This is a genomic window from Paenibacillus sp. FSL K6-0276, from assembly GCF_037977235.1.
In the GTDB taxonomy this organism is placed as follows: Bacteria; Bacillota; Bacilli; order Paenibacillales; family Paenibacillaceae; genus Paenibacillus_AQ.
The window spans coordinates 2,443,861-2,467,897 of record NZ_CP150276.1 but is presented as its reverse complement, the minus strand read 5'-3'; the positions used below and the strand labels follow the sequence as shown (position 1 = coordinate 2,467,897).

Sequence of the window (24,037 nt, the reverse complement as noted above, 5' to 3'; positions counted from 1 at the left end):
AATAACTTCACACAGCAAAACACCGTTCCCTTGAATTCATTAGGGAACGGTGTTTTTTTATGATCCATTCTAATCTTCTATTGTTGATAAATCGCCAGTTGGTAGATGAAGCTCCCAAGCCTTTAATACACGCCGCATGATTTTACCTGATCGTGTCTTCGGGAGTTTATCCTTAAATTCGATCTCTCTCGGTGCAGCATGGGCAGACAGCCCGGCTTTAACAAATGCTGCGATCTCCTCTTTGAGAGCAGCAGTAGGAGTATAGCCTTCTCTGAGCGAGATGAAGGCCTTAATAATTTCCCCCCGCACAAGGTCTGGTTTACCAATTACGCCCGCTTCTGCCACAGCTGGATGCTCTACCAGTTTACTCTCCACTTCAAATGGTCCAATACGTTCACCTGAAGAGTTGATAACGTCATCAATCCGTCCTTGGAACCAGAAATATCCATCATCATCCATATAAGCGGAATCACCAGAAATGTACCAACCAGGAATACGGAAATACTCATCGTACTTCGTCTGATTGTTCCAGATCGAATTCATCATGGATGGCCAAGGGGTCCGTATCGCAAGATTACCCATAGAGAATGGCGGGAGAACATTACCTCGATCATCCAGAATCGCTGCTTCAATGCCCGGCAACGGACGACCCATAGAACCTGGTTTGATATCCATTCCAGGATAATTACAAATCAGTTGTGCCCCAGTCTCTGTCATCCACCAAGTATCATGAATGCGCTGATTGTAAAATTTATCTCCCCACCGCACTACTTCAGGATTTAATGGCTCTCCAACAGACAGAACATGGCGCAGACTGCTCAAATCGATTCCCTGTATTGAACTCTCCCCTGCCCCCATCAACATGCGAAATGCTGTAGGTGCACTGTACCAAATGCTTACCTTATTTCGTTCAATCGTCTTATACCAATCCTGAGGGCTAAAACGCCCCCCTCTCACAACATTAGTTACCCCATTTAACCATGGGGAAAATATTCCGTAAGACGTTCCAGTCACCCAGCCGGGATCTGCTGTACACCAGTAAATATCATCTGGACGTAGATCCAGCACCACTCTACCTGTATAATAATGTTGAATCATTGCTCTTTGTACATGATAAACACCTTTAGGTTTTCCAGTAGAACCAGATGTATAATGCATGATAAGGCCATCGTCCAGGTCAAGCCATTCCAATTCAAGCTCAGAAGATGCGTCAGCCATCTCCTCTGCGAAGCCTAAGTTACCTTGCTCAATATCAGAGGTGCCGCCTACTAGAAAAATATGACGTAAATTCGGAAGCTCATCTCGCTTTACACGATGAAGTAGTTCAGGCGTAGTAACTATAGCAATGGCTCCGCTATCTTCCAGCCGGTCCTTAACTGCTGTCTCCATGAAGGCTTCGAACAAAGGGCCTGCTATAGCCCCAATTTTCAAAATGCCTAGTAAACTAAAATATAGTTCCGGTTGTCGAGGCATAAAAATAAATACCCGATCTCCTTTACCGATACCATATTTACGCAATACATTTCCGAACCGATTCGACCGTTCCTGCAGATCGGCAAATGTATAGGATTCATCCCGCACAGCATCACTGTAGAGCAGGGCCGTTGTCGCTCCCCGTCCTTCTTGAACGTGGCGATCCACTGCTTCATGTGCCATATTAACCTTGCCGGTTTCATACCATGAGAAGTTACGTTCAACATCCTCCCACTTAAAATTGGCTACTGCCTCAGTGTAATCAGACATATTGGAGCTCTGCACACGGCCCGGCAAAATTTCGCTATGGACTTGACCCATCACTCTTGCCTCCCTCACTCGTTTGATTTAAGCTTTAAGGGTAAGACTCTTCTCTTAGATAATGATGTCAATGCAATGAATGTGAATTTTTTATGTCTGAATTAGTATACCATAGCAAACGTTTACATTCCATATTTTATGACCTGAAAGGAGCACAGCTATGGAACATCGTAAAATCCCTGTTTCCCATACGCTATCATATAAAGGTAGAACAATTACAGTAAGTGGCCCCCGATCTCCAGAGGACCTTGAAGCCCTCCACATGCATCTTGACCTTGATGCCTTTCGCAGGCCGATAGAGCAGCATGAGGCTCTCGTAGAGATTGCTAGCTTGCCAGAAGGACGTGTGATTACGGCTGTAGAGAACGGCGCTATTGTAGGCTATGTGACCTTTCATTATCCGGATGAAATGGAACTATGGTCACAGGGTGGAATGATGGATCTAATTGAGCTTGGGGCTATAGAAGTGAGTAATGATTATAGGGGAGCCGGACTTGGCCGGCTGCTGATTTCCACTGCTTTTGAGCAGGAGCAATTGGAGAATTGTATTGTCTTTACAACAGAGTATTATTGGCACTGGGATTTAAAAGGCAGTGGGCTTGATGTATGGGCTTATCGTCAAATGATGGAGCGGCTAATGAAAACTGTAAATATGGTTTGGTATGCTACAGATGATCCCGAAATCTGTTCACATCCAGCGAACTGTCTAATGGTCCGTATTGGACAAGAGGTACCTATGGCTTCACAGGAGACATTCGACAGAGTACGCTTTAGACAGCGCTTCATGTACTAAACGAGCACTAGAGGTATCGTAGCATAAATTCTAATATGGAATGCGAGCGATGCGAAGATTCCACCGTGAATTCCTTAAAATTCACCTCTGCTGACCCATCAGACTTATCAGACATTGAACGAATAATGACAAAGGGAGTGGCGTTCATCTCACATACTTGAGCAACCGCCGCCCCTTCCATCTCCACACATGCTCCGTCCAACTCCCCTCTTAATTCGGCTACAATCTCCGCATTAGAAATGAATTGATCACCTGAAAGTACCTTGCCAACCAAGTACTTTTGGCCTAGCTCGTTACAAGCCCTCTCAGCAAGCAGCACCAATTCAGGGTCTGCCTGAAAGACGGAGTTTCCCTGATAAGGTATTTCACCTCTTGAAAAGCCAAGCGCCGTAGCATCCATGTCATGCTGTATACAAGTAGACGATATAACAATATCTCCAATATTCAGTTCAGGATGCACAGCTCCAGCAACCCCAGTAAACAGCACACGTGATACACCAAAGGTATCGATTAGAATTTGTGTCGTAACTGCGGCATTCACTTTGCCTACCCCAGATTTACAGAGGACTACGGACTTACCTAATATATTTCCTATGTAATAATGTATTCCTGCTTTGACTTTCGTCTCCTTATTCTCCATTCCTTCTTGTAGTAGCTTAATTTCTTCATCCATCGCACCTATTAATCCAATAATTTCACGCAAAGATAACGCCTCCTTCGAAGATTTTCTCTGTAAAAAGCATAAAAAGCTCCAAAAGGAGCTTTCTACGGAATTTCTGTTTAGTTCTTAAATTACTTATTAAGATGATTGACAGACAAACGGAGAATCGTTTCATGAGGCAGGATAACCCGCGGATTCTCAACAGTCTCTTTCTTCATGAGTTTCGTCAAAAGTCTCATTGCTACCGCGCCTAGGTCATACATAGGCTGAGCTACAGTTGTCAACAATGGACGAACCATCGAAGCCATACGGATGTTATCCACACTAATAATGGAGAAGTCATCCGGTACCTTCAGGCCTTCATCCTGAATACTGTGAATTGCACCAATAGCCATCTCGTCTGTTGCGGCAAAAATAGCAGTTGGCTTCTTCTTGAGTCCAAGGAAATACTTCATGGCTTCGACACCAGATTCATAGCGGTAGTTACCGATACGCACCAAGTCCTCTTGGTACTCAATTCCAGCCTGTTCAAGTGCCTTCTTATAACCATGGAAACGCGCATATCCATTCGCAGGATCCTGTAGTGTGCCACTGATCATTGCGATCTCACGGTGACCGTGACGAATCAGCGTATTCACAGCGTCAAAAGCAGCGGTTTCATGATCAATGTCAACTGAAGGATAGGTTCCCTTCTCATCGCGCGTAGCACATAGGACAATCGGAACTGCAGAAGTCTGGAATGCTTGAATGTGTTCTTCAGTTACCGTACCACCCATGAAGAGCAGACCATCGACCTGTTTCTCCAAAAGGGTATTGATGACACGGATTTCCTTTTCTTTACGCTTATCCGCGTTACACAATATGATATTGTAATGATACATGTTCGCGATATCTTCAATCCCGCGTGCAATTTCTGCAAAAATCGAGTTTGAAATATCAGGGATAACAACCCCAACGGTTGTCGTTTTCTTACTGGCAAGTCCTCTCGCCACGGCATTGGGACGATATCCCAAACGCTCAATCGCTTCAAAAACTTTCTTCCGGGTCTGCGGTTTCACGTTAGGGTTATTATTCACAACCCGTGATACCGTAGCCATAGATACGCCTGCTTCTCGAGCTACATCGTAAATGGTTACCGTCAAATTACTCTCTCCATTGCGATAAATTTTATCGTTCGACTAATTAAAAATATGATACGACACTTTGTACATTTGTGCAATGATAACGCTTCATTTTCCTTTCAAAATTTCTTTCAAGGCTGAAGACGTAACCCTAAATTACAATTTGTGACTAGTGCTGGTTACCCAATTCGCGAGCACAATAATGTAACTTCTATCTATCGTAACAAAAAGTGAGTGAAAAATCCAACATTCCGTGAAAGTTTTTCATTATTTTCACAGAATATTTTAATAATTTGCGTTTTTGGTCGTTTGGAAGGTTAATTGAGACAGTCTTCGACTAGTTTCTTCCATCCAATTCTGGTCGGTAAGTACTTCTGCTAATCGATATATATCGAGCAACATATCCACTCTACCCTGAATCGCACCTCGGATAGCCAACTCCAATTCTTGAAATTCCCCGATAATGACCTCAGACAAGGATTCCTTTAAGACACTGGCCAATTCATTTCTTTCTGTAAACGAAAAATCTTGTCTAGGCACATCCGCATTCAGTTCTTTCACTAACTTTCCTAGATCTGCTTTAATAAATGACAATGGCTCATAACTAGTACATTTCGGACAAGTATAGACAGGTACATGTGTAATCTTCACCTTCGTATTAAAAATCAATGAATGCATATGTAAGGTCATGAGGCCACCACAGCTGCACAACTTTTCCATTAAGTTATCTCTATACATCTTCTACACCTCTTGCAAGAAATTAATTAAGAACAAAGTATGACTTTTCAACTTCTATATTCGACTCTCTTTTATTAAATCCCTCCTTAATTGCATATAATGATTAAATTGGCAATTCGCCTATAATTTACAACCCCCTAAGATGACTTCGTATTTTAAATTTGATAGAATATGAAGGATCATGTGGTACGAAAGGAGCTTAACAAAATGAGACTAGCTGGCAAAAAGGTCATAGCACTCGTAGACGATGAATTTGAAGATTTGGAGCTCTGGTATCCCGTGTACCGAGTGAGAGAAGAAGGTGCTGAGGTTCACTTGGCAGGTTTGGAAAAAGATAAGACGTACATCGGCAAATACGGTGTACCTGCAAAGGCAGAGTACTCCTGGGACGATTTAAACGCTGCTGATTATGATGGTATACTAGTTCCTGGCGGCTGGGCTCCGGATAAAATCCGCAGATACAGCGCCGTTCTAAAGCTCGTGCAAGATTTCAATGCAGCTAAGAAACCAATCGGGCAGATCTGCCACGCAGGTTGGGTGTTAATCTCCGCTAAAATTCTAGAAGGTGTAACGGTCACCTCCACGCCGGGCATCCGTGATGACATGGAGAATGCCGGAGCCATCTGGAAGGATGAAGCAGTGGTTACAGATGGACATATCATCTCCGCTCGTCGCCCACCAGATCTGCCGCCTTACGGTAAAGCTTTTTGTGATGCACTAGCTGGGGAATAGAATACTGTACAAATATATTGGTTAAAAATTAAACAAGCCCTGTTTCTCACCAATGTGAGGAACAGGGCTTTTGTTTTGGTCCGCTTAAATCCAGCTTGTTATCTGATCCGAATGGACGCATTCTCCTTGATTACGTTTGGATAAGAATTAAACCAGAAAGTCAACGGTTGGGGTAGCTTTTCCTTGCCTACATTGAAGAAATAGGTTATTGAAGTTCCCTTACTACCTTCATTAAACTCTTTATATCCCGAGTAACCATCTTTGACAGGTCCCATCATATGCCCACTTCCAGTGCTATCCTCAAAATAATCGCCCAGTGCAAAACCTCTATCATCAAGCGACTCCTTATCTTCTTTAGGAATAAAGTAATCCAATACTAAAACCCCCTGCTCTTCGTTCTCCATTCGTTTGGAAATCGTCAGATTGCTGTTTGGCACCTTCAGAATCTGCTGTGTTTCGGTGTTAATCACAAGCTCCATCTTTGATTGATCTAGAGCAGAGATTCCTTCAACTTCAAGTTTGATTGGATCATCAGGTCTCATATTGTCATTGTGGAAATTCGAACCACTTGCCCACATTAATTCCTCTTGAAGATCCCCTTTCCCGATAACTAGCTTAGGCGAAAGCATATTAAAAATCCTCATTGTATTCTCTTTGTCAAAGGTTTCCCGCATGTAAATACCCGTAGGTCCAATATAGACATTATCCAAATTGATTTTCTGTCCAGCAACTGACAAGCTTTCCTTCAGATCAACGACCTCACCTTGAAAATAATTGTAATCAATCTCCAGAGGAATCTTAACACTCATTTTTTTTATATCCTTATTATTAAAAACTTGACCAAGAGCATCTGGAAAAAGCGATAATGTGATATTCAACTCCTCTGGTATCTCATCCTGATGTTTATCCCAGACGATTTGCTCATACATACGAGTCGTCCCAGGGGACCCAACCTCTTGTGCATTAGAAGTGCTAAACCCGCTGTATCCGCTAAGGTGGTATTTATCCTCTGGAGTCTTTTTCAAAGACAAGCCAGCAAGCTGCATCTTCTGATCTGTATTGTTCTGGATTGTATAAAGTACAGCAAGACCTCTACGATCAGCGATTATTCCGTTAACAGTCCATGTTATCCCATCCACCTCAGGAGAGGAGATATTTACTTCCTTCATCATACCTGCATCAAGTGCTGATTTAATCGTCAGATTATTAGCAATAATGGGTCTAAACACTTCAAGCTGACCCCAGCTTTTTGGAGGTAATTGCGCACGTACGGGATTTATCACCTGATTTGCCCAAGGGACAATAATCAATAAGGCGATAGCTAGGACCGCTAACGCAACAACAGCGTATCTTTTTCTAAAAGACAACCTTTTGCGGTTACCTAGCTGCATCCCTTTGCGAATCGCTGCGTCCAGTTTAACTTCCGGGATTTCCTCAGCCTCGACATCGATTCTCTTAAAATAATCGTTAAGCAGCTTTTCTTCAGACTCAGCCATAAAATAGATCCCCCTTCCGTTTCATTCTGTCACGCAGTTGTTTCAGTCCTTTATTGAGCCAAGTCTTTACGGTGCCCTCCGGTTTATCGAGCACCTCTGCAATTTCTGCAAGGGTCATATCCTTGTAATATTTGAGTACAAGCACCTGGCGATACTTTAGCTTTACTCCTTCCAGTGCATGTTCCATGTCCAATTTGCGGTCGCTTTTCATCTCCATGATCCCTACATCACTTCGATCAGCTTCTGTGACTGTATTCCTCTTTCTGCGCTTCAACTCATCATTACAGCAATTGATCAGAATTCGTGTTAACAGGGAGCAAAACGCTCCGAGTCTTTCAAGCTTTTACGTTTAATCCATGCGCGGCAGGTTGCCTCTTGCAGAACTTCCAGCGAATCTGCTTCATTCCGCAAATAGCTGTAAGCAATACTGTAAAGCTTTCTTTTTTGTTCAGCTACAAGCTCGTAAAATGTTTCTTCATCCGTAGTGGCAATTTCCATTTCGTCATTTATAATGTGTTCCATGCTTGTTCTGTCCTCCCCCTTGCCTTCGCCAGATGAATCAGCTCTGTAGTTCTCTTTATATATTGACTGCGCCGAACGGCAAACGGTTTTGTTTTTTTAAGTTAATGTTGTACAAATAAAAAGAAAAAGGCTCGGCAAGAATGCCGAACCTTGATGTGAGTTTAATGAAGTGGTACTCGCTAACTAAGAAGAAGCTTTCTCCTTTGTTTCCCCGCTCGCTCCAAGCGTAATACCGCTTTTCTGAGCAAAAGCACTCAGGATCTCTTCCGTCTCCGAGCTTGTACGATGATGGAAGCAAGCTTTGGCAACCCTTCTGGCATCCATAGCCAGTGTATTCAGTGTACGATGTTTAACTTTCAGCAGTGACTGCGGCGACATGCTAAGATCACTAATACCTAGCTCCAGCCAGAGTGGCAAAGAACGCTCATCTGCCGCCATTTCACCACATACACTAATATCTATTTTTACATTACGCGCAGCTTCTACAGTCATACGGATCATTCGTAGAACCGCGGGATGATAGGGATGATACATATGCGCAATTTGTTCATTCATACGGTCTACTGCTAGTACATATTGCACTAAATCGTTAGTGCCGATACTGAAAAAGTCTACTTCCTCAGCTAGCAGATCAGCAATCATCACCGCTGCCGGGACTTCAATCATAATACCGACAGGAATATTCCGATTAAACGGTATACCCCGTTGCTCCAGCTCAGCCTTCACTTCTTCCAATACAGCTTTTGCTGCCTGTACTTCTTCTACGGAAGATATCATTGGGAACATTAGCTTTACATTCCCGTATGCACTAGCCCGCAAAATAGCGGTTAGCTGGGTTTTGAACATATCTTGTCGATTCAAGCTGATACGAATGGCACGATAGCCAAGGAACGGATTCTGTTCTTCTGGTAGCTGGAAATAATCCAGATGCTTGTCCCCGCCTATATCCAGCGAACGGATCACAACCATATTGCTGCCTACCTTCTCGACAACCTGTTTATACACTTCGAATTGTTCATCCTCAGTCGGGAAAGAACTGCGATCCATATAAAGAAACTCTGTACGGAATAGACCTACACCCTCGGCTCCATATTTGAGCGCTAAATTCAGTTCTTTAACTGAACTGATATTACCGGCCAATCGCAGGTTAACGCCATCTTTAGTGACGGCATCGACTGTTGCAAGCAATTCCAGTTGTTCTTTCTTTTTATGCTGCTTATTCCGCAGAGAAACATATTCATTGATCGTTACCTCATCAGGATGAATTTGCACAGATCCGGTGTCTCCGTCTATCACGAGCATGTCTCCGGTCTGAATAGGGTTAGACAAATTATTCTCCAATCCTGCTACGAGCGGAATGCCCAGCGCACGAGCCATAATCGAGGAATGTGAGGTTTTACCGCCCATCATAGTAACAATACCAAGAACATAAGTTGGGTTCAAGTGAGCTAACTGGGAAGGAGACAACTCCTTCGCAACGAGAATATAAGGCTGTGTATCCGATGGCAACGTGACCTCAGGAGCACCTAAAAGATGCTTTAACAGACGGTTGCCGACATCCTTGATGTCAACCGCCCGCTCCTTCATGTATTCATCATCTAGCAGATCAAACATCGCTACAAAATGATCAATAGCTTCTTTGACAGCCACTTCCGCCGCCTTATACTGGCGCTCAATAATCCCCCGGATTTCGCTCATGAACACCGGATCATCCAATATCGCCAGATGAGCATCAAAAATGCTGGATTCCTCTGGACCGACCACTTCTCTGAATTCTTTTTTGATGAATTCAATCTCGTCCTTAGAGGTACGGATACCTTCGTATAAACGCTCAAACTCCTTAGCTAGATCCACTGGGTTCACTTGTGTGTCTGGTAAGCTCCACTCCCAGTTCGGTAAGACAAAGGCCTTCCCGATAGCTACACCTGCTGCTGCGCCTATGCCTTGTATCATCCTTCTATCCCTCCAACGTTACTTTCATGTAAGACTACGGACATTACTGAAGATTGCCCCTTTTTAACATTTTTAAATGGAGCGTAGCTCCATGATTTTACTCGATCAGGATTCGTAATCACCATTGGTGTAGCCAATGAGGCCGCATGTTCACGCAAATAAGCGAGGTCGAATTTAACAAGCAATTGACCTGGCTCCACGCTGTCGCCTTCTTTTACAACCGCCTCAAATGGCCCCTTAAGCTGCGATGTGTCGATCCCAATATGCATGAGTACTTCCAGCCCTTCCGGCGTAGCAATACCAACGGCATGCATTGTAGGGTAGACGTGCATGACTTTCCCGAATACAGGTGAAGTAAGTTCCCCTTTTTCTGGCAAAAATGCAACACCATCCCCCACCAGCTTCGCTGCAAAGATGTGATCCGGTACTTCCTCAATGGGCATCATTCTACCCTGCATTGGAGAACTGAACAGCACCTGCGGCAAATCACGAAGCATCAGCTTATTAATCTCCTCGCGGATCAGCTCAGAATACGTACCAAATACTACCTGAACATTCCCGCCACCGAGCTTGATAATCCCAGCAGAACCAAGACCTTTAAGCGCCCCAGTATCAATAAATCGATCATTGTGGACGGTAAGCCTCAAACGGGTGATACAAGATTGTACTTGTACAATATTCTCCTTACCACCAAGCGCCTCCAAGATCAGTGGTGCCTGATACGGGATGTTGCCTGCCCAATCACCGAGTTCCGAACCTTCTTCACGTCCTGGTGTTGGGATCTGAAAACGACGAATCGCCCAGCGGAACAAATTATAATATATAATCCCATAGCCAATACCGATCGGAATCAAGAGCCAAGCCCTCTGTGACAGATGCAAATTCAAAAAGAAGTCAATGGCACCTGCGGAATATGAGAACCCGTGATGAATCCCAAGCATATAGGTGAGCACCATAGCGAGACCGGACATTACAGTATGTACCGCGAATAAATACGGAGAAGCAAACAAAAACGCGAATTCGATCTGCTCCGAAACCCCGGTTAGAAAACAGACCATAGCCGCCCGCATGAAAGTCTTTTTAATCTTAGGCTTCAAATCCTCACGCGCTTCCTGAATAATTGCAAAAGCAATGGCAGGCAGTGCGAACATCATAATTGGAAACAAACCGGCCATAAAAATGCCAGCCGTAGGATCACCTGCAAAAAAACGTGGCAAATCCCCCTGAACGACAGTGCTACCATCAGGAGTTGTAAAGTTTCCTAACTGAAACCAAAACACATTGTTAAGAATATGGTGAAGACCGAAGGCTGTTAGTACTCTATATAGCACTCCATAAATAAAGACGCCAAATCCGCCAGTCTGCAATATTCCTTGAAAAAGATCATCCAGTCCTCTCTGCAGAAGTGGAGATATCCCTAACATCACCCATGCAAAGCCAGCCGAAAACAATCCCATGAACAGCAAAACAAAACGCGACCCTCCAAAAAACTGGATCGCCTCTGGAAGCTTGATATTTTTAAACCGGTTTTGAGCGATACCGGCGACTATACCCAGCAAAATTCCGATAAGTGTTGCAGGTTGTACAAGCCCGTCTCCCATATGGGTAACAATCCGGTCGTAAGTGAACATCCCAGCCAGTGCTGCAAGACCCGCCGTTCCAGCTTGATTGGATAATCCCCATGCTACACCCACAGCGAATAAATAAGGCATAAAATAAAAGATTCCCTGCCCAGCGTATGTAGCCACTTCGGATACCGAAGAAAGTCCCCATGCAGACCAAGGTAAGCTGCCCAAACTAAGCAAAATGGCTGCCGCCGGCAGTACCATGGTAGGAAGCATTATGGCTCTGCCCAATTGCTGCAATGATCCGAGCCAATTCAAGGCTACCCTCTCCTTTCTTTCTATATTGAATGGTACGCGCTGCGGGGGTTTTTGTCAAAATAAACTGAGGGAAAAGATCCGGTTACATTTAAAACAAATACACTCTCACTCCGCTAAACATTTATTCATTAGAATTCATAGAACAGCAGGTATTCACAAAGGGATATGAAGTGAACGATACTGTAGTTTTCTGGCAATCTTGAAGTGGGAATTCCACAGATGGGATTCCACACCGGGGATTCCACATAGGCTAACATCGAGATTAAGTGTATTTTGTACAACTATTCTTATCGACGTAACTCTACGCACTAATTTAGCTGCACTTCATACAACTATTTTGGACAATTTCATGCTAAACCTTATCTTTAACACCTTTTAAGTGTACAAAATGCATCTATTTCGCATTAGCATTTCGATTTTAGCCATTTAGTTGTACGAAGTGCAACTATCTTACTTAGCTGCCCCCTATAATAGATACTCCTACCAAATTTGATCTGGTCTCATAGCATTCACTTCATAATACCGAACTCTTTCTCCCAGATTAGCTGGCTTTAGCAACCCCTTCTCACTTAAAGATTGCAGCAATCTGCGCGCCGTCCGAAAGTTAATGCTGAAATGCGTGGTCACATCCTTTGGTCGAATCGCCCTACCCAGACGCCAAGCCAAACGCAGTACCTCCTTCTCCTCGGACAAAATATCCACGCCTGCAGATTTTCGCGCCAAATAAGGTGCAAGCACCAATTGTAAAAGCATCCGGCACACCTCGGGACGATGCTGAAGATCGTCAACAGAAAAATGAATCATCTTCCATCCCATTCCGGTCAGAAAAGTGTCCCGATTAACTGCATAGTTGAATCTTTCGCGGTCTATGTCCTTCACATGGCTTTGAAACCCGTCGCACTCAATCCCGAGGCTGCTGCCGCTCTGCGGAAGAAAAGCGAAGTCCAGAAACTGAGATTTACGGTTCCAGTCGTATACTTCGTATTCTGGATGCAAATCATCGAGGCTCTCAAACAATGGCCACCATACATTCTGCAAGAACAGCTTCTCAGCATAATTATGCCCTCTAACAAGCCTCCCCCTTCTTTCTCCTGATCTTTCCGTCAAGTGCTTATCAATGAACAAACCATGCGCTTCTTCAAAATCCATAATGGTATCCTCCCCCGGTAAAATAAAAAAACGCCCTTCACCGCAATCATGCGGATAAAGGACGTTCTTCGTCTAACTTCAGTATAACAAGCTCAGTTGGTGATTTGCATTAGAAATATACAACCTGTCGTAATCGCATGATACTGCTTCCCTTGACTGTTCATCAATATGGCTTCAATTTCATCAGCGCCAAAATTATAAGCTTGTTGGTTCGTCTGTTGTTCGTTTGTCGGTTCGTATGCTCGTCGGTTCATTGTTCGCTCGTTATTGTTTCGCTTGTTGGTTCGTCTGTTGTTCGTCTGTTGTTCGTCTGACAGTTCGTACGCACACCGATTCATTCGTATGAATGACGTCGACTACACTCTCTGATCGCACACTTTATCGGTAACCGGATAAATGTTTAACTACCGAACCCTACGCCCGACTGCGCCCATGCATCGTGATCGCTTCTTCGACCTTGATGCAGCGGTCCATAATCGCCGTCATACCGTGCTCAGCGGCGATTTCAGCGGCTTCTTGGCTGATTATCCCCTGCTGGAGCCAGAGCACACGTGCGCCGATGTCAGCGGCCTCCTGTGCGACCTTTGCGCAGTGTTCGCTTCGACGGAACACGTTGACAATGTCCACCGGCTCTGGTATTTCCGCTAACGTATGATAGCACTTCTCTCCCAGTATTTCACCGTCAACCAAAGGGTTTACAGGGATGATCCGATACCCCCGACTTTGCATAGCACCCGCGACCATATAGGAGGTACGGTCTGTTTTGTCAGACAGGCCAACAACAGCAATATTACCTGCGGAAGCAAGGATATCTCCGATCTGCTCCCGACTTGGGTTCTCAAAGCTCATACATAGTGCCCCTTTCCATAGTTACACTTAATGATCCTGTTTAACTGAAGCTAAATGCGCTAGCTCCCTTACTTCTATTGTACCCACTCCACATTCGCACCAAGCGCGCGCAGGTGATCAAAATATTGCGGATAAGATTTAGCGACATGATGAGCATCTTTGATCAGGAGCGGCTGACGAGCACGTAAACCTACTACTGACAGTGCCATAATTACACGGTGGTCGTAATGCGCATTGATGGTCACACCACCTTCGACGCCTTCCGGCATGCCGTGAACAATAATTTCATCGCGGCGTTCCTCAACATTGGCCCCTGCACGGGTTAACTCTGCCAAGTAATCGGTAATGCGATCACATTCCTTATACCGCAGATTCTCAACATTGTAGAATCGTGAGGTACCTTCAGCAAATACAGCCGCAGCTACCATAGCCAGCACTGCATCGGTGGCAGCATCTCCGTCGAATTCAACAGCTTTTAGAACACCGTTCCCTTGGACATGTACTGTACCCTCTTCATGAGTAAGAGGAACTTCCATCATACGCAGCACATCGACAATGGCTCTTTCTCCTTGTTTACTCTGTTCCACAAGTCGATGAACCTTAACATCCGACTTTGTAACAGCAGCCGCCGCAAGAATAGCCGCAGAGCCAGGATAGTCACCTTGAACGGTATACGTCTTAGCCGCATAGTCTTGACGCCCCGGCACTTTAAAGGACATATAATCATCCGCTGCATGGACCACAATTCCCGCCTGCTCCAATACTTCTAGCGTCTGACCTACGACAACCTTCGATTTCAAATCATCAAGGACAATAATTTCACTATCTTCTTCAAGCAATGGTGTCAAGAACAGTAGAGCACTTAGGAACTGGGAGCTGACTGCACCGGAAACTGTAATTCTACCCCCAACAGGTTTACCTCCACGTATCGTGATCGGCAGCTTTCCTTCATTATGCTCTACCTTCACACCAAGCTGCTCTAGAGACACGATCAGGTCGTCATGCGGACGTTTGCCTAATGAGTCAGGATACGTATTTACAAATGTTACCTCAGGGCTTAGAGCAGCCACAGCCATTAGGAAACGTAGTACCGCTCCAGCATTTCCTACATTTAGCTCTTTAACGTCTTTTGGGTGACGGCCGAAGCCTTGAATCACAATCTTTTCCTCATCCTCCGTAAGCACAGCACCCAAGTCTGCTATACAGCGGCGGATGGCGTCGCTATCTTCACTATGTGCCGGATGATAAATCGTACTTACGCCTTCTGACAATGCGGCAACCAGCAAATAACGAGTGGTATAGTTTTTGGAAGAGAGGGCCCCAAATTCTCCTTGCAGGGATGGCGTTGGCCTAACAATAACGTCCATAATATAAACTCTCCTTAGTAGATATAATTTGTATGTAGTGCTCGTTTGACAGGGTGTTCCACGCATGTGTTATCATTAAACCATTCTTCTGATGAAAAGAGGTCACAACCATGTATAATGTTCCACAAATCACACCGCAAGAATTGCGGCAGTGTCTAGAGACAGGTGAAGACCTTGTACTCATCGACGTTCGTGAAGACGAAGAGGTTGCCTTCGGGATGATTCCCGGTGCACAGCATATCCCCATGGGAGAAATTCCACATCGCACAGAGGAAATTCCAAGCGATGCCAAAGTAATCTTTATCTGTCGTTCCGGTGCTCGAAGCCAGCGCGTCTGCGAATATCTACAACAGTTTGGCTTTAACACTACAAATTTAAGCGGCGGTATGATCGAATGGAATGAGACACTCTCTTAAAAGCTCAGCCGCGGTAATGCATTAAAATATGTTGCGACACTTCTGCCGCAGTCAGTCCCGTTGTATCGACCGTGTAATGCGCGAACAGGTAAGCATCATGGCGATCTTGCATGATTCGTCTAACCCGTTCTTCTGCATTGCCGGCGAGCAGCGGACGATTCTGATCTCCACTAACACGAGCAATAATCTCTTCTTCCGTTGCCGTTAGCGCAACCACATGCCCTTTACTCAGCATTAACGCTGTATTCCCCGGCGCCAATACCGTACCTCCACCAGTAGATATTAATTTATTCTCGGACTCTAGCATTCGCTTTAGAGCCGCGGTTTCCACGCTTCGAAAGTATTCCTCGCCATCTTCTGCGAAGATTTCCGCAATGCTTCTGCCTTCAGTTTCAATAATGACATAATCCAAATCAACCAGCTCATAGCCTAGTTCCTCGGCCAAAATAGCACCTACCGTTGACTTTCCCGTTGCCATCATTCCTACTAAAATAATGTTCTTATTTCTTTGCTCTTCGTTCAACTCTTTAAATGTTTCTGTATCCCCAGCCATGTCTATCCTCCAACCGCGATATTTGTCATATCATAACACAGGGTCAAAACATTAAACAATCTGCTTCACATAGTAAACACACATCAAATCTCCAACAAAAAAGGCCCGAAAGCCTCCCCATTTCTGGTGAAGCAATTCGGGCCACTTTTTTAAAATATAAGAAAGTATAAGTTTCACGTTATACATTATCCTTATATTTCTCGCATAAACGCTTACCGTCCTTTAGGGACGTCGAAGGCGTTTTTGCTTGTAACCGTAACAAACTAAATTATTCTGCTGACATCCAGTTGTGGTGGAAGACGCCTTCTTTGTCTACACGTTTGAACGTGTGTGCTCCGAAGTAATCGCGTTGAGCCTGAAGCAGGTTTGCAGGCAGTCTTTCTGTACGATAGCTATCATAGTAAGCCAATGCGCTGGAGAATCCAGGTACTGGAACACCCATCGTTACAGCTGAAGCAATGACTTTACGCCATGCGGATTGATAAGAATCCATAACATTCTTGAAGAAAGGATCAAGCAATAGGTTCTTAAGATCTGCATTGTTCTCGTAAGCATCAGTGATGTTTTGTAGGAAACGGGAACGAATAATACAGCCGCCGCGCCAAATTTTAGCCAGCTCGCCATATTTCAAATCCCAACCGTATTCGTCGGATGCTACGCGCAGTTGAGCGAAACCTTGAGCGTAGGATACGATTTTGCTCGCGAACAATGCTTTACGCACGTTCTCGATGAATTCAGCTTTGTCACCATCAAATGGTGTAGTTTCTGGTCCGTTAAGCACTTTGCTTGCTTCTACGCGCTCATCCTTCATTGCAGACAGGAAGCGAGAGAATACGGATTCGGTAATCATGGACAAAGGTACGCCAAGATCCAGTGAGCTTTGGCTTGTCCATTTACCAGTTCCCTTTTGGCCAGCGGAATCAAGGATCACGTCAACCATTGGTTTACCAGTTTCTTCATCATACTGAGCAAAAATATCTGTAGTAATCTCGATCAGGTAGCTGTCGAGCTCACCGCTATTCCACTCTTTGAAGATGCTGTGAAGTTCTTTTGCATCCAGACCTAGAACGTCTTTCAACAACTGGTAAGCTTCACAGATCAATTGCATATCACCATATTCGATACCGTTGTGCACCATTTTAACATAGTGTCCCGCACCGTCTGGTCCGATATATGTACAGCAAGGCTCTCCGTCAACTTTGGCTGAGATTGCCGTTAGGATTGGCTCTACTAGCTTATATGCGCTTTCTTGACCGCCAGGCATAATGGAAGGACCTTTAAGTGCTCCTTCTTCTCCGCCGGAAACGCCAGTACCGATAAAGCGGAAACCTTTTTCTTCCAGCTCTTTGCTACGACGAACCGTATCAGGGAAATAAGCATTTCCTCCGTCGATAATAATGTCGCCTTGATCAAGATGCGGCAGCAGTTGCTCGATGGTAGCATCAGTAGCTTTACCAGCTTGAACCATGATCAGAATTTTGCGCGGTGTTTCCAGCGAAGCTACAAATTCCTCAACGGAAAATGTGCCTACGAGGTTCTTACCTTCCGCCTCAGCAAGAAGATCATGTGTCTTCTCCGGTGACCGGTTAAACACGGATACGGAAAAACCTTTGCTTTCGATATTTAGAGCCAAATTCTTGCCCATTACCGCCAAGCCAATAACGCCGATTTGTTGTTTTGCCATCTGGTCCTCCACCCTTTGCACCCTATATTTTTTGGAAATCCATTTCTCGCAGTATAAGAATACCACCCTTTATCAGAGACAGCAAAGCCTGCCCTGCGAATAGAGATCAAATTCATTGACAAAACCATTGCCAACATGAAAATGATCACAATGACTATTTTAACGTTTTTAGCGTCAGAAGTGAACCCCTGTCAGCAAGTTCTCATACAAATCTAAGACACCCCGAAGTTCGGGGTGCCCCTAAGCAACTTTTTTGGTACCTTGTTTACCATTCCAACATATACAATTCCTTCGTCAAAAAGGTAAGCTGAGCTCGGCATTTCTCCGCGCGAACCGTATCCTCAGCCTTAAGTGCATCATTTAATCGATCTAGCTGCTCATCCACCTCAATCTTACGCTGGCGAATCCGCTCTTCCCCTTCAACAGAATAATAGAGCTTGGTCAGCTCCTCATCTGTGAGCATAGGGCCTTTCTGGTATAATACTCGCTGCTGATAACCCGAGATTTCGACAAGACGAATCACTTCGCCAAACAAAATATTTTCAATAATGATCTGGCGATCCCGGAAACGCTTTACAATGGCATGGCCCCGCATGTCCCCAATCAATTTCTCCATCCATTCTGACAAGCGAGCATCACGAATCATATAGTCACCCACGAGTTTATAGCCATCTTTGATCCTTTGAAAACGTAATTTCACCAGTTTACGACCCGTACGGACCGAAATCACAAAAACCTGTTCGTTCTCGCTCCAATATAGGGAATAACCTTTTTGAATCAAATCCTTGATCAGGTCCTGGATATGCTGTCTGTCGAAACGCAGCTCCAGGTTACAATACTCCACCTCGTCGTTTTTGTTCACGGCACTCCCCCCTAACTGCTTCACATCTGCAAAGCCAACACCACTCGTTCAATTCCAGAGTATTTATGGCTGCCGGACCTCTTCTTGTAATAAATTACTTTTTCGTTTGTCTTAGTCTTATTTTATACTTCAGTTTATGTAGCGGTAACTTGGTTTATTGACTATTTTTACCCGCAACAGTCATTCTCCAAACGCCGATCGGAATTTTTTATTCCTTTTAGTCCTTTTAATTCCTAAAAAGCCGCCGACAACTAATTCCAGGTTGTCAGCGGCTTTTTACATTCCAGGTCTCAACTAGGTTTAAACTTCAGCTTCGTTCTGTGCACAATTAGCAAATGCAGTCCGAAGAGCATCAGCATTACAATTGCACTTGCCAGGAACGGGACACCATGGCCTACATGGTCCCATAGTCTCCCTGATATCACTGGTCCTGCTACCATCCCTGAGCCTTGCAAGGTCAAGAATAGCCCCCACACAGTCCCTCGTTCCCCCTTAGGGACTTGCTTGGCCAGAAAGGCATTCCACGCCGGGAGGATAAGCGCGTAGCTTATACCGACCAGTGCCACTGCGATAAAAGCAAGCGGTAGCCAGCGAACCTGTGAGAACAGGGCAAGGGAAAAGGCGGCGAGCAAAAAGCCTATGTTCAGAAACACTGTTGTTCCTATACGGTCCACCAGCTTGCCTGCCGGAATAAGCGCAAGCACCGTAATTCCCCCACCTGCAATCAGAAGTAGACTAAACTGATTTGGACTAACATGCAGCTCCGTACGTGCAAATAAGGTAACTACAGGGGTCATCAAGCCAATCGCAAAAGCCTGAAGGAACAAGGCTGGATAAAGCCATCGGCTGACTTTAAGCGTCGTTCTGACTTGATGCAGTGTTCTTTTTATACTTTCTAACGGACTAATCTTTTTACGCTCAACGACTCCGCCGAGCCCCTGCATATCCCTTACGACTGCATGAGTTCCACTTGACGAGATTCTCTTAGGTAGAAATAGGGCAACCACAACTACAACGGCGGCACAACCTAGCAGGACCAAAAAGGCCACACGATAGCTTTGTCCCCCTTGATCCATCAAAAAATTCACTACAATCGGACCGATTCCCGTTCCTGCGAGCGAGGCCATCTCGACAGCCCCCATAGCTGCACCACTGCTGCCGCTTTTGGTAGACCCTGCTAATTCGGTTATTCCGGTCATCACACAAGGCCAAAGCGGAGATGTCCCGATCCCAAGAATAAGACATGCAATCGATAGCGTAACTGCTGTTTTGGCATATATTATCATTCCAACAGCTACCAGGATCAACAACAAGGCACTTGTCATTGTCCAGCGAAATCCTATACGCTCCATGACCCAGCCAGAAGGACTGCGGAAGAGGTTATCCCCCAAATATTGGAGTGCAAAGGCAAAGCCTACTACCGTCACCGATAGGCCCAAAATATTCTCCATATACACCGGTAACAAAGCGACAAGTAGCGACCCTTTAACAAATTCAACTAAAAAAATAATTACCCACATCTCCATGATAAATGGCGACGTCAAACTGATATGCGTGCGTTGCACTGCTTTCGTGGACATTCTATCACATCCATATCCTAGTATTCTGTAGATTGTTTTGTTATACTGATGCTTGCCTTAAATTTTAATATTCGCGAAAGGTTGTGACAGCATTAAATGAATCAACACCGTACTCCCCTCTTCACAGCTTTAAAAAAGCATGCCGCCGGCAATCCAGTTCAATTCCATATTCCGGGGCATAAGAAGGGGCTAGGAACCGATGCCGAATTCCGTGAGTTTATCGGCGATAACGCTCTATCCATCGATCTAATCAACATCGCACCGCTTGATGATCTACATCAGCCAACTGGCGTAATCCAGGAAGCTCAAAAGCTGGCTGCGAAGGCTTTCGGCGCCGACTATACGTATTTTAGCGTACAGGGCACGAGCAATGCCATCATGACGATGATCCTCTCTGTCTGCTCACCGGGTGATAAAATAATTGTGCCGCGTAACATTCATAAATCTGTGATGTCGGCCATTATCTTTTCCGGAGCCAAGCCTGTGTTTGTCTCGCCTGTTCAGGATGAGAATCTCGGGATAGATCACGGCATAACGACCAGTTCGCTGGAACGAGCGTTAAAGCGTCATCCGGACGCTAAAGGAGTTCTAGTAATCAATCCCACGTACTTCGGTATATGCGCCGACCTGCGTTCGATTGTCGACCTGGCTCACCGTTACGGTGTACCCGTATTGGTGGACGAGGCACATGGAGTACTGATTCATTTTCATGAGGATCTGCCGGTATCGGCCATGCAGGCCGGTGCGGACATAGCTGCCACTAGTGTGCATAAGCTTGGCGGCTCCATGACGCAAAGCTCGGTACTGAATCTAAATGCTAAGACGGGTCTGATTAACCCACAACGGGTACAGACCATTATGAGCATGCTGACTACAACATCCACCTCATATATTTTATTAGCGTCTCTGGATACATCAAGACGTAATCTCGCGCTGAACGGTCACGAAATGGCAGAAAGAACCATCAGACTGTCCAACTACGCACGCGAAACGATCAATACTATTGAGGGCCTGTACAGCTTTGGAAAAGAAATACTTGGGACAGAAGCTACATTTGATCATGACCCAACCAAGCTCAACATTCATGTTCGCCATTTAGGGATCACAGGTTACGAAACCGAAAACTGGCTACGTGAGAAATACAATATCGAAGTAGAACTAAGCGACATGTATAATATTCTTTGCCTTATTACCCCAGGTGATACCCAAGAATCAGTAGATAAATTATTGGCTGCACTTCGGGTGTTGTCCGCTATTCATTATAGCAAGGGTGAAATCTACGAACTTAAGGTTCAGGTTCCAGAAATTCCACAACTTGCTCTGATTCCAAGGGACGCTTTTTACGCTGATACGCAGTTAGTTCCGTTCCGTGAATCTGCTGGCTACATTATTGCAGAATTCATTTATGTATATCCGCCTGGAATTCCTATTCTTCTCCCTGGCGAAGTGATCACTCAGGATAACATCGATTATATTATTGACCATGTGGAGATCGGCCTCCCGGTTAAAGGTCCTGAAGACCGCAGCATCACTAACATAAAAGTAATTGTGGAAGCCGATCCAATATCCTAAGACCCAACATTTCCCTGAAAAATTTCATTCATTTATACAAAAACCCGATACCATAATAAGTATCGGGTTTCTGTATATAAACATCAACTGTCATATACACAATAGAACAGCTTAATTTAGTCGCTAAAATCTATTCTTGCTGAGCAAGCAGATTGTTGTAAGCTTCTTCAACAGCTTTCCATTCTTCTTCATCTTCGATATTGTACAATACCATTTCTTCGTCTTCTTCTTCCATACGCAGAATAATACCATCTGCTTCTGGATTCTCGCGCTCTAACAACAGAGCGTATAATTTCTCGCCTATGTCGAACGTTTCTACAAGCACCATTTCTACATCTTCGCCCTGCTCGTTCGTCAAGGTCAGCACAAACTCCTCGTGCTCATGGTCGTGATCATGCCCGCAACCGCATGCTTCACCATGCTCATGTTTGTGATCGCTCATTGTAATACCTCACTTTGAATTGTATTATCTTACATCTGGTATCGTACCACGTTAGATTAGTTCAGGTCAATTTAGAACCCTTAATTGAGAGCTGTAATTACCTTCTCTGACACAAGAACGTAATCCGAATTTTTGGAAGCTTTCATGTAGAAGCCTACCCGATACTTCCCAATTTCTTTAAAATCATAAGTGAACTCCGAGGTCGGAAACCAGAAATTATCCTTCTGCGAGCCTTCAAGCTCCTGCGACTGAATATCCTTAACATTACCGGATGGGTCCGTTATGGCTACTTTTACTGCTGAAACTTCTTCTGTTAAGCTATCAACTTGGGTTAATATCTTAATCTTGAGCTTGCCAACGTTGACATTTCCAAAAACTGTATCCCCTTTAAAAAGCACAATATGAACATTTGGCTTAAGAATCGTCACTTTCCCAGAGCCATCCCAATTCACAACCCCACCTGCCTCTCTAGCAGGAATATACGTTTTTCCATCAATTAAATAACCGCCGTCCACAATTTCTGTCCCGTTGTTCCATACCCTGATTTTCTTACTCACAGAATCGGCGAACAATAAGGAGCCACCCATCAAGGAAAAAGCAAACACACATAAAGTGACTTTTTTCCATCTATTCATTTGAAACCCTCCAAATAATTCATACTGTTAATGTATACTTACTTTGTCTCAGCAAGTTGCGCTGAATGTAGGTAAATATTTCATTCATCTTCCGAAAAATGATATTATGTACTTGTTCAAAGTTGATCTATTAGCTAACAGCGATTTCAGGAGGGTACTTTCTTATGAGTCTAAGCCTACAAATGCTAGGAACTGGCAATGCTTTTGCAAAAAACTATTTTAACAACAATGGCTTGCTACTAGCTGATGATTATACCCTACTGATTGATTGCGGGATTACAGCTCCGCTTGCCATGCATACCATCGGGAAATCCTTCCATGACGTAAACGCTACTCTAATTACACATATTCATGCGGATCATGTTGGAGGTCTGGAAGAGCTAGCACTCACGCTAAAGCACGTATACGGGAAAAAAATGAGATTACACTTGCCCGAGACGCTTGTTGAGCCTCTTTGGAACAACACCTTAAAGGGTGGATTATATCAAAAAGATGCAGTAGCTTCCCTGACCGATATCTTCGAGGTTACACCTATGAAACCCGGAGTTACGTACAAGCTCGCTCCATCCCTTTCGCTCGAGATCATACATACGCCCCATATTCCCGGCAAAGATAGCTATTCTCTTCTAATAAATAACGAGATTTTCTACAGCGCGGATATGACTTTTCAGCCGGATCTACTTATAAGCCTAGTACGAGAGCGCGGCATCCGAATGATTCTGCATGACTGTCAGCTTGGTGGATCAGGCGTTGTTCACACCACTTTGGACGAGTTGATGTCTCTACCTGATGATGTTCGACGCATCATCAAGCTCATGCATTATAGTGATGAACAACCCCAATTCGACGGGCTTACAGGAGAGATGGAGTTTATAGAGCAACATGTAATTTATACACTCTGAACATAGTGTGAAGCTTATACTTTCCTAATTTTTTAAAAAAAGACCGTACATTGACGTCTGTTGACGTATGTACGGTCTTTGCCTTTTGAACTATGAGAATGTCGGAAGATTATCCAGATTGTTAGTTGGATCCCCATCCGCGTCGCCACGAATATAAGTTTCTCCATCTTTACCTTTAAAAGCATTCACTCCGGCAATATTTCCAGCCTGTACTTCTTGAAGCGCTTGGTCATATGCCAGGACACGTCCTGTAGAGGTCTGGAAACTGGTTAAATCTCCATCTCCATTTTTCTGTACGGCTACGAAACTTTCACGTTCGTTATTTGGCACTTT

25 protein-coding genes are annotated in these 24,037 nt (G+C 44.6%); 5 read left to right on the top strand and 20 right to left on the bottom strand.

Going from position 1 to position 24,037, the window contains the following annotated elements; translation table 11 throughout:
- Nucleotides 1-69 precede the first annotated feature (69 nt).
- Nucleotides 70-1,794 carry an acetate--CoA ligase gene (gene acsA, locus MHH52_RS11360; protein WP_313639554.1) on the bottom strand — a complete coding sequence of 575 codons (1,725 nt, stop codon included), beginning with the start codon at nucleotides 1,792-1,794 and terminating at the stop codon, nucleotides 70-72.
- 160 nt (nucleotides 1,795-1,954) lie between these two features.
- On the opposite strand from acsA, the gene MHH52_RS11355 reads away from it, so the two are divergent.
- Nucleotides 1,955-2,587, top strand: coding sequence for a GNAT family N-acetyltransferase (locus tag MHH52_RS11355; RefSeq protein WP_340008666.1), 633 nt, complete (start codon nucleotides 1,955-1,957; stop codon nucleotides 2,585-2,587).
- 7 nt (nucleotides 2,588-2,594) lie between these two features.
- Here MHH52_RS11355 and MHH52_RS11350 read toward each other — a convergent pair whose 3' ends face one another.
- The 3 genes from MHH52_RS11350 to MHH52_RS11340 form a co-directional block, all read right to left on the bottom strand.
- Nucleotides 2,595-3,290 carry a 5'-methylthioadenosine/adenosylhomocysteine nucleosidase gene (locus tag MHH52_RS11350; protein WP_340008664.1) on the bottom strand — a complete coding sequence of 232 codons (696 nt, stop codon included), beginning with the start codon at nucleotides 3,288-3,290 and terminating at the stop codon, nucleotides 2,595-2,597.
- 89 nt (nucleotides 3,291-3,379) lie between these two features.
- Complete coding sequence (gene ccpA / locus MHH52_RS11345) at nucleotides 3,380-4,390, bottom strand: catabolite control protein A (RefSeq protein WP_042187330.1); 1,011 nt, start codon at nucleotides 4,388-4,390, stop codon at nucleotides 3,380-3,382.
- Nucleotides 4,391-4,654: 264 nt separating this feature from the next.
- The gene (locus MHH52_RS11340; protein WP_340008662.1) at nucleotides 4,655-5,047 is read right to left on the bottom strand and encodes a hypothetical protein; all 393 of its coding nucleotides are present in this window, start codon (nucleotides 5,045-5,047) and stop codon (nucleotides 4,655-4,657) included.
- Between the two features lie 267 nt (nucleotides 5,048-5,314).
- On the opposite strand from MHH52_RS11340, the gene MHH52_RS11335 reads away from it, so the two are divergent.
- Complete coding sequence (locus MHH52_RS11335) at nucleotides 5,315-5,839, top strand: type 1 glutamine amidotransferase domain-containing protein (RefSeq protein ID WP_042126813.1); 525 nt, start codon at nucleotides 5,315-5,317, stop codon at nucleotides 5,837-5,839.
- A gap of 98 nt (nucleotides 5,840-5,937) precedes the next feature.
- On the opposite strand, the gene MHH52_RS11330 is transcribed toward MHH52_RS11335, so the two are convergent.
- The 9 genes from MHH52_RS11330 to aroA form a co-directional block, all read right to left on the bottom strand.
- Entirely contained in the window at nucleotides 5,938-7,335 is a 1,398-nt protein-coding gene (locus tag MHH52_RS11330; protein WP_340008660.1) for a DUF4179 domain-containing protein, read from the bottom strand.
- Nucleotides 7,328-7,609 carry an RNA polymerase sigma factor gene (locus tag MHH52_RS11325; RefSeq protein ID WP_340008659.1) on the bottom strand — a complete coding sequence of 94 codons (282 nt, stop codon included), beginning with the start codon at nucleotides 7,607-7,609 and terminating at the stop codon, nucleotides 7,328-7,330. Before MHH52_RS11325 ends, MHH52_RS11330 begins: the two co-directional genes overlap by 8 nt.
- A 32-nt stretch (nucleotides 7,610-7,641) precedes the next feature.
- On the bottom strand, nucleotides 7,642-7,857 hold the full coding sequence (locus tag MHH52_RS11320; RefSeq protein WP_340008658.1) for a sigma factor: 216 nt from the start codon (nucleotides 7,855-7,857) through the stop codon (nucleotides 7,642-7,644).
- A 183-nt stretch (nucleotides 7,858-8,040) separates the two neighbouring features.
- The gene (ptsP, locus tag MHH52_RS11315) at nucleotides 8,041-9,810 is read right to left on the bottom strand and encodes a phosphoenolpyruvate--protein phosphotransferase (protein WP_340008657.1); all 1,770 of its coding nucleotides are present in this window, start codon (nucleotides 9,808-9,810) and stop codon (nucleotides 8,041-8,043) included.
- Entirely contained in the window at nucleotides 9,807-11,693 is a 1,887-nt protein-coding gene (locus MHH52_RS11310) for a glucose PTS transporter subunit IIA (RefSeq protein ID WP_340008656.1), read from the bottom strand. The genes ptsP and MHH52_RS11310 overlap by 4 nt, the downstream gene beginning before the upstream one ends.
- A gap of 480 nt (nucleotides 11,694-12,173) precedes the next feature.
- The gene (locus MHH52_RS11305; RefSeq protein ID WP_340008655.1) at nucleotides 12,174-12,842 is read right to left on the bottom strand and encodes a hypothetical protein; all 669 of its coding nucleotides are present in this window, start codon (nucleotides 12,840-12,842) and stop codon (nucleotides 12,174-12,176) included.
- Between the two features lie 92 nt (nucleotides 12,843-12,934).
- Nucleotides 12,935-13,180 (bottom strand): hypothetical protein, encoded by a 246-nt coding sequence (locus MHH52_RS11300; RefSeq protein ID WP_340008653.1) that lies wholly within the window; start codon nucleotides 13,178-13,180, stop codon nucleotides 12,935-12,937.
- A gap of 76 nt (nucleotides 13,181-13,256) precedes the next feature.
- Complete coding sequence (locus MHH52_RS11295) at nucleotides 13,257-13,691, bottom strand: CoA-binding protein (protein WP_042126802.1); 435 nt, start codon at nucleotides 13,689-13,691, stop codon at nucleotides 13,257-13,259.
- A 74-nt stretch (nucleotides 13,692-13,765) separates the two neighbouring features.
- Nucleotides 13,766-15,058 carry a 3-phosphoshikimate 1-carboxyvinyltransferase gene (aroA, locus tag MHH52_RS11290; RefSeq protein ID WP_340008651.1) on the bottom strand — a complete coding sequence of 431 codons (1,293 nt, stop codon included), beginning with the start codon at nucleotides 15,056-15,058 and terminating at the stop codon, nucleotides 13,766-13,768.
- Between the two features lie 110 nt (nucleotides 15,059-15,168).
- On the opposite strand from aroA, the gene MHH52_RS11285 reads away from it, so the two are divergent.
- Entirely contained in the window at nucleotides 15,169-15,474 is a 306-nt protein-coding gene (locus MHH52_RS11285; RefSeq protein WP_340008649.1) for a rhodanese-like domain-containing protein, read from the top strand.
- 4 nt (nucleotides 15,475-15,478) lie between these two features.
- Here the strand turns inward: MHH52_RS11285 and MHH52_RS11280 are convergent, their stop codons facing one another.
- From MHH52_RS11280 to MHH52_RS11265, 4 genes are all read right to left on the bottom strand, one after another.
- Nucleotides 15,479-16,027, bottom strand: coding sequence for a shikimate kinase (locus MHH52_RS11280; protein ID WP_340008647.1), 549 nt, complete (start codon nucleotides 16,025-16,027; stop codon nucleotides 15,479-15,481).
- A gap of 268 nt (nucleotides 16,028-16,295) precedes the next feature.
- Entirely contained in the window at nucleotides 16,296-17,711 is a 1,416-nt protein-coding gene (gene gndA, locus MHH52_RS11275; protein WP_340008645.1) for an NADP-dependent phosphogluconate dehydrogenase, read from the bottom strand.
- A 265-nt stretch (nucleotides 17,712-17,976) separates the two neighbouring features.
- Entirely contained in the window at nucleotides 17,977-18,573 is a 597-nt protein-coding gene (locus MHH52_RS11270) for a hypothetical protein (protein ID WP_313639569.1), read from the bottom strand.
- 290 nt (nucleotides 18,574-18,863) lie between these two features.
- Nucleotides 18,864-20,153 carry an MFS transporter gene (locus MHH52_RS11265; RefSeq protein ID WP_340008643.1) on the bottom strand — a complete coding sequence of 430 codons (1,290 nt, stop codon included), beginning with the start codon at nucleotides 20,151-20,153 and terminating at the stop codon, nucleotides 18,864-18,866.
- Nucleotides 20,154-20,249: 96 nt separating this feature from the next.
- Here MHH52_RS11265 and MHH52_RS11260 point away from each other — a divergent pair, with 96 nt between their 5' ends.
- Nucleotides 20,250-21,725, top strand: coding sequence for an aminotransferase class I/II-fold pyridoxal phosphate-dependent enzyme (locus tag MHH52_RS11260; RefSeq protein WP_340008641.1), 1,476 nt, complete (start codon nucleotides 20,250-20,252; stop codon nucleotides 21,723-21,725).
- A 130-nt stretch (nucleotides 21,726-21,855) separates the two neighbouring features.
- Here the strand turns inward: MHH52_RS11260 and MHH52_RS11255 are convergent, their stop codons facing one another.
- Nucleotides 21,856-22,167, bottom strand: coding sequence for a DUF1292 domain-containing protein (locus MHH52_RS11255; RefSeq protein WP_036686118.1), 312 nt, complete (start codon nucleotides 22,165-22,167; stop codon nucleotides 21,856-21,858).
- Nucleotides 22,168-22,247: 80 nt separating this feature from the next.
- Nucleotides 22,248-22,802, bottom strand: a complete 555-nt coding sequence (locus tag MHH52_RS11250) for a copper amine oxidase (RefSeq protein WP_313639572.1) — start codon at nucleotides 22,800-22,802, stop codon at nucleotides 22,248-22,250.
- Between the two features lie 164 nt (nucleotides 22,803-22,966).
- Here MHH52_RS11250 and MHH52_RS11245 point away from each other — a divergent pair, with 164 nt between their 5' ends.
- The gene (locus tag MHH52_RS11245) at nucleotides 22,967-23,704 is read left to right on the top strand and encodes an MBL fold metallo-hydrolase (RefSeq protein ID WP_340008638.1); all 738 of its coding nucleotides are present in this window, start codon (nucleotides 22,967-22,969) and stop codon (nucleotides 23,702-23,704) included.
- Nucleotides 23,705-23,794: 90 nt separating this feature from the next.
- On the opposite strand, the gene MHH52_RS11240 is transcribed toward MHH52_RS11245, so the two are convergent.
- A complete protein-coding gene (locus tag MHH52_RS11240; RefSeq protein ID WP_036686113.1) occupies nucleotides 23,795-24,034 on the bottom strand; it encodes a DUF3892 domain-containing protein in 240 nt (79 codons plus the stop codon).
- Nucleotides 24,035-24,037: the final 3 nt, after the last annotated feature.